General features: G+C 63.9%; 13 protein-coding genes. 10 read left to right on the forward strand and 3 right to left on the reverse strand.

The window, feature by feature from the left end:
- Positions 1-112: 112 nt before the first annotated feature.
- Together carA and ACP2YP_RS32350 are read left to right on the forward strand one after the other, a co-directional pair.
- The gene (carA, locus tag ACP2YP_RS32345) at positions 113-1303 is read left to right on the forward strand and encodes a glutamine-hydrolyzing carbamoyl-phosphate synthase small subunit (protein WP_426420255.1); all 1191 of its coding nucleotides are present in this window, start codon (positions 113-115) and stop codon (positions 1301-1303) included.
- A 209-nt stretch (positions 1304-1512) separates the two neighbouring features.
- Complete coding sequence (locus ACP2YP_RS32350) at positions 1513-2034, forward strand: cupin domain-containing protein (protein ID WP_426420256.1); 522 nt, start codon at positions 1513-1515, stop codon at positions 2032-2034.
- A 117-nt stretch (positions 2035-2151) separates the two neighbouring features.
- Here the strand turns inward: ACP2YP_RS32350 and ACP2YP_RS32355 are convergent, their stop codons facing one another.
- Entirely contained in the window at positions 2152-2676 is a 525-nt protein-coding gene (locus tag ACP2YP_RS32355; RefSeq protein WP_426420257.1) for a Dps family protein, read from the reverse strand.
- A gap of 104 nt (positions 2677-2780) precedes the next feature.
- On the opposite strand from ACP2YP_RS32355, the gene ACP2YP_RS32360 reads away from it, so the two are divergent.
- Positions 2781-3482 carry a class I SAM-dependent methyltransferase gene (locus ACP2YP_RS32360; protein ID WP_426420258.1) on the forward strand — a complete coding sequence of 234 codons (702 nt, stop codon included), beginning with the start codon at positions 2781-2783 and terminating at the stop codon, positions 3480-3482.
- Positions 3483-3742: 260 nt separating this feature from the next.
- On the opposite strand, the gene ACP2YP_RS32365 is transcribed toward ACP2YP_RS32360, so the two are convergent.
- Positions 3743-4114 carry an ArsR/SmtB family transcription factor gene (locus ACP2YP_RS32365; protein ID WP_426420259.1) on the reverse strand — a complete coding sequence of 124 codons (372 nt, stop codon included), beginning with the start codon at positions 4112-4114 and terminating at the stop codon, positions 3743-3745.
- 113 nt (positions 4115-4227) lie between these two features.
- Between ACP2YP_RS32365 and ACP2YP_RS32370 the strand changes: the two genes are divergently transcribed.
- From ACP2YP_RS32370 to greA, 3 genes are all read left to right on the forward strand, one after another.
- Positions 4228-5397: an MFS transporter gene (locus ACP2YP_RS32370; protein WP_426420260.1), complete on the forward strand. Its 1170-nt coding sequence runs from the start codon at positions 4228-4230 to the stop codon at positions 5395-5397.
- Positions 5398-5540: 143 nt separating this feature from the next.
- Complete coding sequence (gene carB, locus ACP2YP_RS32375) at positions 5541-9005, forward strand: carbamoyl-phosphate synthase large subunit (RefSeq protein WP_426420261.1); 3465 nt, start codon at positions 5541-5543, stop codon at positions 9003-9005.
- Between the two features lie 210 nt (positions 9006-9215).
- Complete coding sequence (greA, locus tag ACP2YP_RS32380; protein ID WP_027534300.1) at positions 9216-9689, forward strand: transcription elongation factor GreA; 474 nt, start codon at positions 9216-9218, stop codon at positions 9687-9689.
- Positions 9690-9794: 105 nt separating this feature from the next.
- Here the strand turns inward: greA and ACP2YP_RS32385 are convergent, their stop codons facing one another.
- A complete protein-coding gene (locus ACP2YP_RS32385) occupies positions 9795-10274 on the reverse strand; it encodes an Lrp/AsnC family transcriptional regulator (RefSeq protein WP_027547667.1) in 480 nt (159 codons plus the stop codon).
- A gap of 267 nt (positions 10275-10541) precedes the next feature.
- On the opposite strand from ACP2YP_RS32385, the gene trxB reads away from it, so the two are divergent.
- From trxB to ACP2YP_RS32405, 4 genes are all read left to right on the forward strand, one after another.
- A complete protein-coding gene (trxB, locus tag ACP2YP_RS32390; protein WP_426420262.1) occupies positions 10542-11507 on the forward strand; it encodes a thioredoxin-disulfide reductase in 966 nt (321 codons plus the stop codon).
- A 5-nt stretch (positions 11508-11512) separates the two neighbouring features.
- Positions 11513-12436 carry a LysR family transcriptional regulator gene (locus ACP2YP_RS32395; protein WP_027534296.1) on the forward strand — a complete coding sequence of 308 codons (924 nt, stop codon included), beginning with the start codon at positions 11513-11515 and terminating at the stop codon, positions 12434-12436.
- Between the two features lie 447 nt (positions 12437-12883).
- Entirely contained in the window at positions 12884-13792 is a 909-nt protein-coding gene (locus ACP2YP_RS32400; protein WP_426420263.1) for a 4-hydroxy-tetrahydrodipicolinate synthase family protein, read from the forward strand.
- A gap of 208 nt (positions 13793-14000) precedes the next feature.
- Positions 14001-14147: a hypothetical protein gene (locus ACP2YP_RS32405; protein WP_426420264.1), complete on the forward strand. Its 147-nt coding sequence runs from the start codon at positions 14001-14003 to the stop codon at positions 14145-14147.
- The last annotated feature ends 123 nt before the right edge of the window (positions 14148-14270 follow it).

The raw sequence follows: 14270 nt of genomic DNA on the forward strand, positions 1-14270 counted from the left end.
TGCCAGATCCAGCTTAAGTGCCTGAGGGGACCTGTCAAATATGCAAAAACGCATGTGAATCCGCCGCTTCCCGCTTTGACGGGCGCGCGCAGGAGCCTTATGAAGCGGGCTCATGACACAACATGACAACGATACCGCTTGGCCGGACCACAAACCGACCGCGCTCCTCGTGCTCGCCGATGGCACGGTGCTCGAAGGCTTTGGTCTCGGCGCCGAGGGCCAGGCCGTCGGTGAAGTCTGCTTCAACACCGCGATGACCGGCTATGAAGAGATCCTCACCGATCCCTCCTATGCCGGCCAGCTCATCACCTTCACCTTCCCGCATATCGGCAATGTCGGTACCAACGAGGAAGACATCGAGACGGTGAACATGGCCGCGACGCCCGGCGCGCGCGGCGTGATCCTGCGCACCGCGATCACCGACCCTTCGAACTACCGCGCCACCAAGCATCTCGACGCCTGGCTGAAGGCGCGCGGCATCATCGGCCTCTCCGGCATCGACACCCGCGCGTTGACCGCGCTGATCCGCGGCAAGGGCATGCCCAACGCCGTGATCGCGCACGCCAAGGACGGCGAGTTCGATCTGCATGGCTTGAAGGAAGAAGCACGCGAATGGCCGGGCCTCGAGGGCATGGACCTCGTGCCGATGGTCACCTCCGGCCAGCGCTTCACCTGGGACGAGACGCCCTGGCTGTGGGACAAGGGTTTCGGCCGCCAGGACAAGGCCGAGTTCAACGTCGTCGCCATCGATTACGGGATCAAGCGCAACATTCTGCGCCTGCTCGCCGGCGTCGGCTGCAAGGTGACGGTGGTGCCGGCGACGACCTCGTCGGAAGACATTCTGGCGATGAAGCCGGACGGCGTGTTCCTGTCGAACGGTCCGGGCGATCCGGCCGCGACCGGGAAATACGCAGTGCCTGTGATCAAGGAGGTGATCAAGTCGGGCACGCCGACGTTCGGAATTTGTCTGGGTCACCAGATGCTCGGCCTCGCCGTCGGCGCGAAGACGAAGAAGATGCATCAGGGCCATCACGGCGCCAATCATCCTGTGAAGGACGAGACCACCGGCAAGGTCGAGATCACCTCGATGAACCACGGTTTTGCGGTGGACGAGACCACGCTGCCGGAGGGCGCGACGCAGACCCACATCTCGCTGTTCGACGGATCCAATTGCGGCATCCAGCTCGACGGCAAGCCGGTGTTCTCGGTGCAATACCATCCCGAGGCCTCGCCCGGCCCGCGCGACTCGCACTATCTTTTCCAGCGCTTTGCCGATCTGATGCGGCAGAACAAGAGCGCGTAAGCCGCGCTGCGGCTCTCGTGCCCCGGGCGCAGTGCAGCGCGCCGCTTTTCGCGGCGTGATGCACTGCTGAACCGGGGCCCATAGCCTCGGCACTCTGGGTCCCGGCTCTGCGACGCACCGCTTCGCGCTGCATCGCGTCCGGGACACGAGAGGAACGCAATCTGAGCAACGCCGGTTAAGGGTGTACGGTTTTCTTCCGGAGCCCAGCCATGTCCGTCGTCCGCGACTATGCCGAACCGCTCGCCATCGTGTTCGAGGATGACGGGCTCGTGCCGAACAACATTCTCCCCTTTCTGGTCTACCAGGGCGCGGTGACGCTCGATCCGAAGCAGCCGGAGCAGACCATCGAAAACCTGTTCGAAACGAACAATTGGGGCGGCACCTGGCGTAACGGCGTCTACGACTATCTGCACTACCACGCGACCGTGCACGAGGTGCTCGGCGTCGCGCGTGGCCATGCCCGTGTTCGCTTCGGCGGCGATCACGGCCAGGAGCTGGACATCAAGGCCGGCGATGTCGTGGTCCTGCCGGCCGGCACGGGGCATCAGTGCATCACGGCCAGCGATGATTTCTGCGTGATTGGCGCCTATCCGCCGGGCTCGCGGATGGAGATTACGCGGGCAACGCCGGAGAATCACGCCAAGGCGCTGAAGACGATTCCAAACGTGGCGCGGCCGCCGGCCGATCCGGTGACGGGCAAGCACGGGGCATTGATGCGGCTGTGGCGGTAGCGACAGTCACGGTGCTGTAGGGTGGGCAAAGGCGCGCTCTCGCGCGCCGTGCCCACCATCTATCGGCACAGAGCTGGTGGGCACGCTTCGCTTTGCCCACCCTACGGCATTGTGCCCTTATGCCTCGTTGCCGCCTTCCTGGCGGGTGGCTTCGAACAAGAACCAGGTGCGGCGCTCGGTCTCGTCGATGAAGTTCTCGAGGATGCTGGCGCTGGCGACGTCGCCCGCGTCGTCGCAGACCTCATGCGCCTTGCGCATTGCCGCGGCGACATGCTTGTTGTCCTGCATCAGCTCGCGCAGCATTTCGCGCGGCGGGACGTAGTCCTCGTCATTGTCCTTGATGGTCTGCAGCTTTGCGACCTGGCCGATCGACCTCAGCGTGGTGCCGCCGATCTTGCGAACGCGCTCGGCGAGCTGGTCGGTGGTGGCAAAGATCTGGTCCGACTGCTCGTCGAGCAGCAGATGATAATCCCTGAAATGCCGGCCGCTGATATGCCAGTGGAAATTCTTGGTCTTCAGATACAGCGCGAAAGCGTCGGCCAGAAGCACATTGAGCGCCTCCGAGACCTTCTTGGTCGCCTGGGGCGCCAGATCGGTGGGGGTGTCGAGATCGGGTGAGACCTTGCTGGGGGCTTTGCTCACGGGAAACCTTCCTGTTAGGACGCGGACATTGACGGCGCGCCGTCGCACCCCTAACGCAAGGCGGGCAATGCGGTTCCTCGATAGGAACCGCTGGGCGGGATACCATGGACGATTGGATCGATTATTACGACTCGACGCATACGATCTACGTCAGCAAGCTGCATCGCGACTTGCACTTCCAGATCATCGCGCGAGACATCATCGGCTACATCACCTCGCCTGAGGCGACCGTGCTGGATTATGCCTGCGGCGAGGCGCTGTCGGCGAGCCAGGTGGCATCCGCCTGCGGCCAGTTGATCCTGGCCGAGCCCGCGCCCGGCGTGCGCGGCCGGCTGATCGCGCGGTTTGCGCCGAACACCAAGATCCGCGTCCGCTCGCTCGACGACGTCCGCAATATGCAGGACCAATCGATCGACCTCGTCGTAATGAATTCGGTCGCGCAATACATGACGGCGGAGGAGCTCGATGCCGCGCTCATTAATGTCCGTCGCATCCTGAAGCCGTCCGGCAAGCTCGTGCTCGGCGATATCCTCCAGCCCCATGTCGGCATGTTCAGGGACGTAACGGCGCTGCTCTCGTTCGGCCTGCGTCACGGCTTCCTGAAGGACGCCCTGGTCGGGTTGGTCAGCACCGCGCTGTCAGATTACCGTCATCTGCGCGCGCGCATCGGGCTCAAGCGCTACAGCGAGGACGAGATCACGGCCAAGCTGACGGCGGCGGGTTTCGCCAGCCAGCGCGCCAACACCAATATCGGCCACAACCGCTGGCGCATGACCTTCATCGCCCGGCCGCCTCTGGTCCGTTAAGGTCCTTGGGTGCGTTAAGCATAACGACCACCTAAGGTGGCTTGCCGTACCTCGATCGGACATGATCGCCGCGGCCCGGTGGCGGAAGCGTCTACGCGAGAGCAGTGCATCGCTCTTCATCCTGGTTCAAATCCAGGCCGGGTCTCCACGCTTCGCCCCTACGGGGCTACGCGTGGCGCAGCCACGCAAGCCCCGTAGGGGCGCAGCGTGTCCGGCGTAGCTGAAGCGCAGCGAAAGCGTAGACGGACTGTATCCGCTACTCACCCTGTCTCAACCGCATCACACTCAGCGACAAGCTGAAGCCTGTCCGCGTCCTTTGCCGCTGACTTGAGCACGGCATCGAGCAGGCCGGGAAAGCGTGCCTCGAGATCCTCGCGACGCAGCCGCATGAAACGGTTCGTGCCTGCCACGCGGGTCTGCATCAGCCCGCAATCGCGCAGCTTGGCGAAATGATAGGTGAGATTCGACTTGCCGGAGAGCCCGTTGAAGTCGCCGCAGCACAGCTCGCTGCTGACATGTTCCTGCTGGGCGAGCTGATACACGATCGCCAACCGGATCGGATCGCTCAGACAATCCAGAACCAGCGGCAGCTCGATCTGTTCGCGGGTGGGGTGGGGAGGTGTGCGGCTCATGATCAGGGAATCATAGCGATGCGGCCGTAATGTTCAATAGTTCTTGAACCAATTGACTCCCCGACCGCCATCTTCGATAGTTCAATAAACATTGAACATAAGGATTGTTTCCCATGAGCGTATTCTGGCTGGCCCTGGGGGCCTTCGCGATCGGCACGGAAGGCTTTGTCATTGCTGGGCTTTTGCCGGCGATCGCCAGCGACCTCTCGATTTCGGTCCCGGCCGCCGGCCAGTTGGTCACCGCCTACGCCCTCACCTATGCCGTCGGTTCGCCGATCCTGGCGGTGGCGCTGAACAATATCGACCGCCGCACCGTGCTGGCGCTCGCGCTCTCGACCTTCATCGCCGGAAACCTCGCGGCGATGGTGGCGTCCAGCTATGCCCTGCTGCTGGCCTCGCGCATGCTGATGGCACTGGGTTCAGGACTATGCATGCCGACGGCGCTGGCAGTGTCCGTGGCGGTCGCCTCGCCGGAACGGCGCGGCCGTGCGGTGGCGCTGGTCACCTCGGGTCTTACGGTTGCGACCGTCATCGGCGTTCCTCTCGGCAACCTGGTCGGCAGCCTGCTCGGCTGGCGCGCGACCTTTGCCATGGTCGCCATGATCGGCGCAGTGGCGCTCGCCGGCCTGCTGCTCGGCCTGCCCCGCGGCCTGCCGCGCAACACGGCCTCGCTCAGCGAACGGCTGGCCGTGGCGCGTCACAGCAATGTCTTGATCGCGCTTGTGATCACGATTTTATGGGCGCTCGGCGGCTTCACCGTGTTCACCTATTTTGCGGTCCCGCTGCGCGGCCTGGGTTTCGACGCTTCGCAAATCAGCCTTGCGCTGCTGGTGTTTGGCGGCGCGGCCGCGATCGGAAACATCCTCGGCGGCATGCTGGCCGACCGGCTCGGCGCGCTCGCGACCGCAGCCCTCGGCCTCGCCGGCATGGCCAGCGCGCTGATCCTGCATTCGCTGGTCCTGAAACTGATGCCCGGACAGGCCCATTACGCGGTGCTGGGCGCGATCTTCCTCTGGGGCCTCTCGGGCTGGGCATTCTATCCGGCCCAGATCGCCAGCATCATCCGGATCGAGCCGCAAGCCTCGATGATCGCGCTCTCGCTCAACGCCTCCGCCATGTATCTCGGCTTCGCCATCGGCGGAGCCCTGGGCGGAGCGGTGTTGGCCGCCCTCTCGCCAAACGACCTCGGCTGGATCGGCGGATCGAGCGTTGCGGCCTCGCTTCTGGTGCATCTCGCCCGCGGCTGGCAGGCGCGGCCGAAACCCGTCAAAATTGCTGGTTGATGGGGTACTTTTCGGGGTTTCGCCGCTCCGAAAACTGGTCTAAGACCCACCCGCGCGCGAGGGAGACCCCCGCGCTCTCGGCTTAGGGGACGCGCGGCAAGCGCGCCCTTTTTTTGTGCCCGAATTCCAGCCCGCGAGCGGTGATGCCTAAACGAACCGACATCTCGACCATCCTGATCATCGGCGCCGGTCCCATCGTGATCGGCCAGGCCTGCGAGTTCGACTATTCGGGTACGCAGGCAGTGAAGACGCTGAAGGAAGAGGGCTATCGCATCGTCCTCGTCAATTCCAATCCAGCCACGATCATGACCGACCCGGAATTGGCCGATGCGACCTATATCGAGCCGATCACGCCCGAGATCGTCGCAAAAATCATCGAGAAGGAACGTCACGTCGTTCCCGGCGGCTTCGCGCTGCTGCCGACCATGGGCGGACAGACCGCGCTGAACTGCGCGCTGTCGCTGCGCCGGCAAGGCACGCTGGAAAAATTCGACGTCGAGATGATCGGCGCGACGGCCGATGCCATCGACAAGGCCGAGGATCGCCAACTGTTCCGCGAGGCCATGACCAAGATCGGGCTCGAGACGCCGAAATCGCGGCTCGCCAACGCCTCCGAGTTGAAGAAGTCCTTCCGCGAAAAATACCACGCCGAACGCGAGAAGCTGTCGGGCGCAGCGCTCGAAGAGCTCGACCGGCAATGGACGCTCGGCGAGAGCGACCGCCGCAAGCGCTACCAGGAATACGCTTTCGGCAAGGCCATGATGGCGCTCTCCGAGATCGGCCTTCCCGCGATCATCCGTCCCTCCTTCACCATGGGCGGCACCGGCGGCGGTATCGCCTACAACAAGGAAGAGTTCCTCGACATCATCGAGCGCGGCCTTGATGCGTCCCCCACCAACGAAGTCCTGATCGAGGAATCCGTCCTCGGCTGGAAAGAGTTCGAGATGGAGGTGGTGCGCGACAAGAAGGACAATTGCATCATCGTCTGCTCGATCGAGAATTTCGATCCGATGGGCGTGCACACCGGCGACTCCATCACGGTCGCTCCGGCTCTGACGCTGACGGACAAGGAATATCAGATCATGCGCGACGCCTCGCTGGCGGTGCTGCGCGAGATCGGCGTCGAGACCGGCGGCTCCAACGTGCAGTTCGGCGTCAATCCCGAGGACGGCCGCATGGTCGTGATCGAGATGAATCCGCGCGTGTCGCGTTCGTCGGCGCTGGCCTCGAAGGCCACCGGCTTCCCGATCGCCAAAGTCGCGGCCAAGCTCGCAATTGGCTACACGCTCGACGAAATCGCCAACGATATCACCGGCGGCGCGACGCCGGCCTCGTTCGAGCCGACGATCGATTACGTGGTGACCAAGATCCCGCGTTTCGCCTTCGAGAAATTCCCCGGTGCCTCCTCCACGCTGACGACGTCGATGAAGTCGGTCGGCGAGGTCATGGCGATCGGCCGCACCTTCCAGGAGAGCCTGCAGAAGGCGCTGCGCGGGCTCGAGACCGGGCTGACCGGCCTCGACGAGATCGAGATCGAAGGCCTCGGTCGCGACGACGACAAGAACGCGATCCGCGCTGCGCTCGGCACGCCGACGCCGAACCGCATTCTCCAGGTCGCGCAAGCCATGCGGCTCGGCTGGTCGAACGAGGACATCTTCAACTCCTGCAAGATCGACCCTTGGTTCCTCGGCGAGATGCGCGGCATCGTCGAGATGGAGGAGAAGGTCAGGAAGCACGGCCTGCCCGGCAATGCCTTCGGCATGCGCACGCTGAAGGCCATGGGTTTCTCGGACGCACGCCTTGCGGTGCTCGCGATGACGACGGAGGCCGAGGTCACGGCGAAGCGTCACGCGCTCGGCGTCCGGCCGGTCTACAAGCGCATCGACACCTGCGCGGCCGAATTCGCTTCGCCCACCGCCTACATGTACTCGACCTACGAGTCGCCGTTTGCAGGCAGCACTGCTGACGAGAGCACGCCGTCGGACAAGAAGAAGGTCATCATCCTCGGCGGCGGCCCGAACCGCATCGGCCAGGGCATCGAGTTCGACTATTGCTGCTGTCACGCCTGCTTCGCGCTGCATGACGCCGGCTACGAATCCATCATGGTCAACTGCAACCCGGAAACGGTGTCAACCGACTACGACACCGCCGACCGGCTCTATTTCGAGCCGCTCACCGCCGAGGACGTGCTCGAGATCATCGCGAAGGAGCGCAGCAACGGCACCCTGCATGGCGTGATCGTGCAGTTCGGCGGCCAGACCCCGCTGAAACTCGCGCATGCGCTGGAAGCTGCCGAAGTGCCGATCCTCGGTACATCGCCCGACGCGATCGACCTTGCCGAAGACCGCGACCGCTTCAAGCGCGTGCTCGACAAGCTGCGGCTGAAGCAGCCGAAGAACGGCATCGCCTATTCGGTCGAGCAGGCCCGCCTGGTCGCGGGCGACCTCGGTCTGCCGCTGGTGGTACGCCCGTCCTATGTGCTTGGCGGCCGCGCGATGCAGATCATCCGCGAGGAGAACCAGCTTAGCGATTACCTGCTTGGCACGTTGCCGGAGCTGGTGCCGGCCGACGTCAAGGCGCGCTACCCGAACGACAAGACCGGCCAGATCAACACCGTGCTCGGCAAGAACCCGCTGCTGTTCGACCGCTATCTGTCCGACGCCACCGAGATCGACGTCGATTGCCTCTGCGACGGCAAGGACACCTTCATCGTCGGCATCATGGAGCACATCGAGGAAGCCGGCATCCACTCCGGCGATAGTGCCTGCTCGCTGCCGCCGCACTCGCTCGACGCCAGGATGATCGAGGAGCTGGAGCGGCAGACGCGCGAGCTTGCGCTCGGCCTCGACGTCGTCGGCCTGATGAACGTGCAATACGCCATCAAGAACGGCGAGATCTACGTGCTCGAAGTCAACCCACGCGCCTCGCGCACGGTGCCGTTCGTCGCCAAAGTGATCGGCACGCCGGTCGCGAAGATCGCCGCGCGCATTATGGCCGGCGAGAAGCTCGCCGACTTCGGGCTGAAGAAGGCCGACTTCAAGCATGTCGGCGTGAAGGAATCAGTGTTTCCGTTCGCCCGCTTCCCCGGCGTCGACACGGTGCTCGGTCCGGAGATGCGCTCGACCGGCGAGGTCATGGGCATCGACCGCTCCTTCGCAGTGGCATTCGCCAAGAGCCAGCTCGGCGGCGGCACGCGGGTGCCGCGCAAGGGCACGGTGTTCGTCTCGGTGCGCGAGAGCGACAAGACGCGTATCGCGGAGGCCGTGCGCGAATTGCATTCGCTCGGCTTCAAGGTGCTGGCGACCTCGGGCACGGCACGCTTCCTGACCGATGAGGGCATCCCGACCGAGAGGGTGAACAAGGTGCTGGAGGGGCGGCCGCATATCGTCGACGCCATCACCAATGGCGACGTCCAGCTGGTCTTCAACACCACGGAAGGCCCGCAAGCGCTTGCCGACAGCCGATCGCTGCGGCGCGCGGCCCTCTTGCATAAAGTGCCGTATTACACCACTCTTTCCGGGGCCGTGGCGGCCGCGCAGGGCATCCGCGCCTATCTTGGCGGGGACCTTGAGGTTCGGACCCTGCAGAGCTACTTTTCGGAAACCTGATCGCGAGCGGCAGCTCCGCTGCCGCTAAGTGATTGGCAATGAAGCCACATTGTCCGGAGGAACTGTCCGGCCATTGCGGTTGTTCTGTTCCGGCGCCAGACCCACATAACGCTCCGGCGGCGGCATGTTCAGCCCCGGGACATACTGACGAATCAAGGTTGCCGCGCCCTCTACTTTCGTGGGGCGCGCGATCGAAGGACGAGAGAAGAGATGGAAAAGGTTCCGATGACAGCGGGCGGCTTTGCTGCGCTCGGGGAAGAGTTGAAGAAGCGCCAGTCCGAGGACCGTCCGCGCATTATCGAGCACATTGCTGAGGCACGCTCGCACGGCGACCTCTCGGAGAACGCGGAATACCATGCCGCGAAGGAAGAGCAGTCCCACAATGAGGGCCGCATCGCCGAGCTCGAGGACAAGCTCGCGCGCGCCGACATCATCGACATCTCAAAACTCTCCGGCGACACCATCAAGTTCGGCGCCACCGTGACGCTGGTCGACGAGGACACTGAGAAGAAGGCGGTATGGCAGATCGTCGGCGAGGTCGAGGCCGACGCCAAGAAAGGCCGCATCTCCATCACCTCGCCGCTGGCGCGCGCGCTGATCGGCAAGAAAAAGGGCTCGACCGTCGAGGTCAACGCCCCCGGCGGCGCCAAGGCGTATGAGATCACCAAGGTGGAGTGGCGGTAGCCATCTGCCGTTGCGAGTTGATGACGTTCTGAAAGCGCCGCGCTCAGCGCGGCCTTATTGCTAAGCCTGAGGTGAACCCGCGCGCTCGCAATGACGGAAGAGGCGTTACCTTCGCCCCTTCACATCGAGCGGCACGGCTGCCTCATACTTCGAATTATGCAGCACCAGCGAGGTCCGCACGTTGCGGACGTGGGGCGCGGCGGTCAGGTGCGTCACGAAATCCTGGAAGGTCGCCATGTCGGGCGCGACGCATTTCAGGATGAAATCGACCTCGCCGGACAGCATCCAACACTCCCGCACCAGCGGCTCGGCGCGGACGAATTCCTCGAAGGCGCGCAAATCAGCCTCCGCCTGGCTGGAGAGGTGCACCGCGGCAAACACCGTGACGTCGAAGCCGAGCTTTCGCGCATCCAGCAGTCCGCGGTAGCCGTGGATGTAGCCCTCCTCCTCCAGCGCCCGGACCCGGCGCAGGCAGGGTGGGGGCGAAATACCGACCCGTTTGGCAAGCTCGACATTGGTGATTCGACCGTCGGCCTGGATCTCGGTGAGGATTTTCAGGTCGATCTCGTCAAGGTTCCGCGACACGTGATTGGAACTCCTGGCCTTCATGGCGGTATCGGGTGGGTCTGATGCAATCCTCATAGCCGAGTCCCGCAGGTTTGCGCAATTTTATTGCGCGTTCGCCCCAGCCGACTTTTGTTCCTTGTTGGAAAAATCCGCCTATTGGGAATGCAATTCTTGCATAGCTCACCAGAACGCTTAGATTAGCTCTGATATTTCAGCGCCACCGCGAGGCCTCCCGGCACGTTCCGCGCCCGCGCTGCAGATCCCCCGTGAAAGGCGTCCGCAAATATGTCCGCTCCTGTTCATGCAAAGGTCGTCATCATTGGCTCCGGCCCCGCCGGCTACTCCGCGGCGATCTACGCCGCGCGCGCGATGCTCGAGCCGATCCTGATCCAGGGCATGCAGGCGGGCGGCCAGCTTACCATCACCACCGATGTCGAGAACTATCCGGGCTTCGCCGACGTGATCCAGGGCCCCTGGCTCATGGAACAGATGGAGAAGCAGGCAGTCCATGTCGGCACCAGGATCGTCACCGACCTGGTCACCAAGCTGGAGACCGGGCGGCGGCCGTTTCGCCTCACCTGCGACTCGGGCGACGTCTACCTCGCCGAAACCGTGATCCTCGCGACCGGCGCGCAAGCGCGCTGGCTCGGGCTGCCGTCCGAGACGAAATTCCAGGGCGGCGGCGTGTCGGCCTGCGCCACCTGCGACGGCTTCTTCTACCGCAACAAGGACGTCGTGGTGGTCGGCGGCGGCAATACCGCGGTCGAGGAGGCCCTTTACCTGACCAACCATGCCTCCGAGGTCACCATCGTGCATCGCCGCGATCACTTCCGCGCCGAGCGTATCCTGCAGGAGCGGCTGTTCAAGCACCCGAAGATCAAGGTGGTCTGGGACTCCGCCGTTGACGAGATCTGCGGCACCGAGAACCCGAACAAGGTCACCCATGTGCGCCTGAAGAACGTCAAGACCGGCGCGCTAACGGACGTGAAGACCGACGGCGTGTTCGTCGCCATCGGCCACGCACCCGCAACCGAGCTCGTGAAAGGCCAGATCAGGCTGAAACCGTCGGGCTATGTCGAGGTCGCCCCGAACTCGACCGCGACCTCCGTGCCCGGCCTGTTCGCCGCCGGCGACGTCGCTGACGAAACCTACCGCCAGGCCGTGACGGCCGCCGGCCTTGGCTGCATGGCAGCCCTTGAGGCCGAACGTTTCTTGGCCCTGCGCGCCAGCGAGCGCGCGGCAGCGGAATAACGATCATGCCTCGAACACGCGACGGATTTACGGACATGGATTGGGACAAGCTGAAGGTGTTTCACGCGGCGGCGGAGGCGGGTAGCTTCACGCATGCGGGAGAGCAGCTCGGCCTGTCGCAATCGGCGGTGTCACGCCAGGTCTCGGCACTGGAGCAGGAGCTCTCGGTCTCGCTGTTCCACCGCCACGCCCGTGGCCTGATCCTCACCGAGCAGGGCGACCTGCTGTTCCGCACCGCGCATGACGTGTTCATGCAGCTGCAGGCGGCGCGCGCGAAACTGACCGACAGCCGCGAGCGGCCAAGCGGCGATCTCAAGATCACCACCACGCCCGGTGTCGGCATCAACTGGCTGATCCCGCGGCTCGGCGAATTCACCGCGCTCTATCCGGAGATCCGGATCTCGCTGATCGTCACCGACGAGGAGCTGGACCTGTCGATGCGCGAGGCCGACGTTGCGATCCGCACCCGCAAGCCGACGCAGCCGGATCTCATCCAGCGCAAGCTCTTCGCGATGGGCTTCCACGCCTATTGCTCGCCGGATTACATCAAGCGCTTCGGCACGCCGCGGACGCTGGAGGAGCTCGACTCGCATCGCATCATCACGCTCTCCGACGGCAACTTCGCGCCGCATCTTCAGAACCGCAACTGGCTGGTCGAAGCGGGCCGCAACGGCAGTGGTCCGCGCGAGGCCTATTTCAGGGTGAACAACATCCTCGGCCTCGTGCGCGCCTGTCAGCAGGGCCTCGGTATCGCGGCGCTGCCGGATTATCTGATCGAAGAACAGAGCCGCCTCGTACAACTGTTCGGCGAATCGGATTCGATCCAGCTCGATACGTATTTCGTCTATCCGGAGGAGCTGAAGACGGTTGCACGCGTGCAGGTGTTCCGCGACTTCGTGGTGAGCAAGGCGCAGCGCTGGCCGTCCTGATTTCCGCATGACTGACATGCGGCCTCGGCTGTTGCTGCATACCGCTCGTCAAGCCCATACTGCTTGCACGCTGAGCCTTCGCGTTGCGCATTTGTCCCCCTCCTCCAGTGGCGCGGGAGTTCAGTAATCCCTCTTGGAAGGTGATTGTGTCGGCCTCACGTGGCCAATGCCTAAGCCGGGCCCTCTGGGTCCGGCTTTTTTTCTGTCCAATTCGGCATTCGCCCTCCGCGTGTATTGACAGTTTCGGGCATACCCCGCATCATTTCCAAATGATCACGAAGTCGTGCGCAATCGTCTCGAAAAAAGGCCCCCATCCGGGGACCGCGGATTTTTGCGCGCGCTAACAACGCTTCGTCATCGCAAGCAAATCCCGAAAACCCCGCCGCCTGGACGGGGTTTTTTCATGTGCCCTCCGTCTCAGGTTGATCTTTGAGAAGGAGATAAAACATGACTGATTTGCGAACCCATATGCATGGGCTCTGGCTGCCGCTGGTGACGCCGTTTCGCGGCGGCCGTCTCGACGAGGTGTCGCTGCGGCGGCTGACGCGTCACTATTGCACACAGGCGGTCGACGGTTTCATCCTGGGGGCGACCTCGGGCGAAGGCATGACGCTGCGCGACGCCGAGCTCGAGCGTCTCGTCGCCATCGTCCGCGACGAGATGGCGGCCGGCCGCCGTACGTTGCCGATCGGGCTTGGCCTATCGGGTGCGGACACCTCAAGGATGAAGGATCGGTTAGACGAGACCGCGGACTGGCCGATCGACTTCTATCTGATCGCGAGCCCTTATTACGTGCGGCCGTCGCAGCGCGGCATCCTCGCGCATTTCGAGGCGCTGGCCGATCACGCCGCCTGGCCGCTCGCGCTCTACAACATTCCCTATCGCTGCGCCGTCGGCATCACCAACCAGACCATGCTGCGGCTCGCCGAGCATCCCAACATCATCGGGCTGAAGGATTGCGGCGCGAGCCATGAGCAGTCGATCGCACTCTTGCGCGACAGGCCGAAGGGCTTTCACGTGCTGACCGGCGAGGACGCCAACTATTTCGAGGCGCTCAGCGACGGCGCCGACGGCGGCATTTTGCTGTCCGCCCATCTCGAGACCGCAACCTTCGCCGCCGTGCATGCCGAGCTGAAGAGCGGCAACCAGGATGCGGCGCTGGCGCGCTGGCAGGAGGTCGCGGAGCTGACGCGGCTGCTCTTCACGGAACCGAGCCCCGCGCCGGCGAAGTATTGGTTATGGCGAAGCGGCCTGATCGACAGCCCCGAGGTGCGCCTGCCGATGGTGGAGGTGAGCAGCGAGCTCGCAGCCCAACTCGATCGCGAGATCGAGCGACGGGTGAAAGTCGCGGCGTAGCCCTCACGAGTCCAACTCTCGGTGTGTCTGCGGAGACGGCCCCTCACCCCACCCTCTCCCCGTAAGAACGGGGAGAGGGAGTGAGAGCGCGCGCCCGTGGTTAACGCTGCACGAACACGTTCGCACCTGCCGCACGGCGCATCCACGGCTCGTTTACGCAATGGCGCCTATCGTTCCGCCGTAAAATCTTCAAACAGGGGGAATGACCATGGGGCAACACGTTCGCCCGACCGTGGCGGAAAACTTCGCGCCTGCCGATCTTTTGCAGGGAATTCTGATGGTGTCGTCGTTCGGCTTCTGGGCCGTGATGCTCGGGCTGATGCCGGTGCTGCTGTTTCGGGTCTGGCTCGCCTGATGGCGAGAGACCGCTTGCATGGTTAAGCCGAGGTCGCAAATGCGCTCAAAATGCGAGCGTGGCAGCGGCCCGGAATCTTAAAACATCCGGCGTATCGTTCAGCCCATAAGCGAAGAAATCGCG

The sequence above is a fragment of the Bradyrhizobium genosp. A genome, from assembly GCF_049949275.1.
Taxonomy (GTDB): domain Bacteria; phylum Pseudomonadota; class Alphaproteobacteria; order Rhizobiales; family Xanthobacteraceae; genus Bradyrhizobium.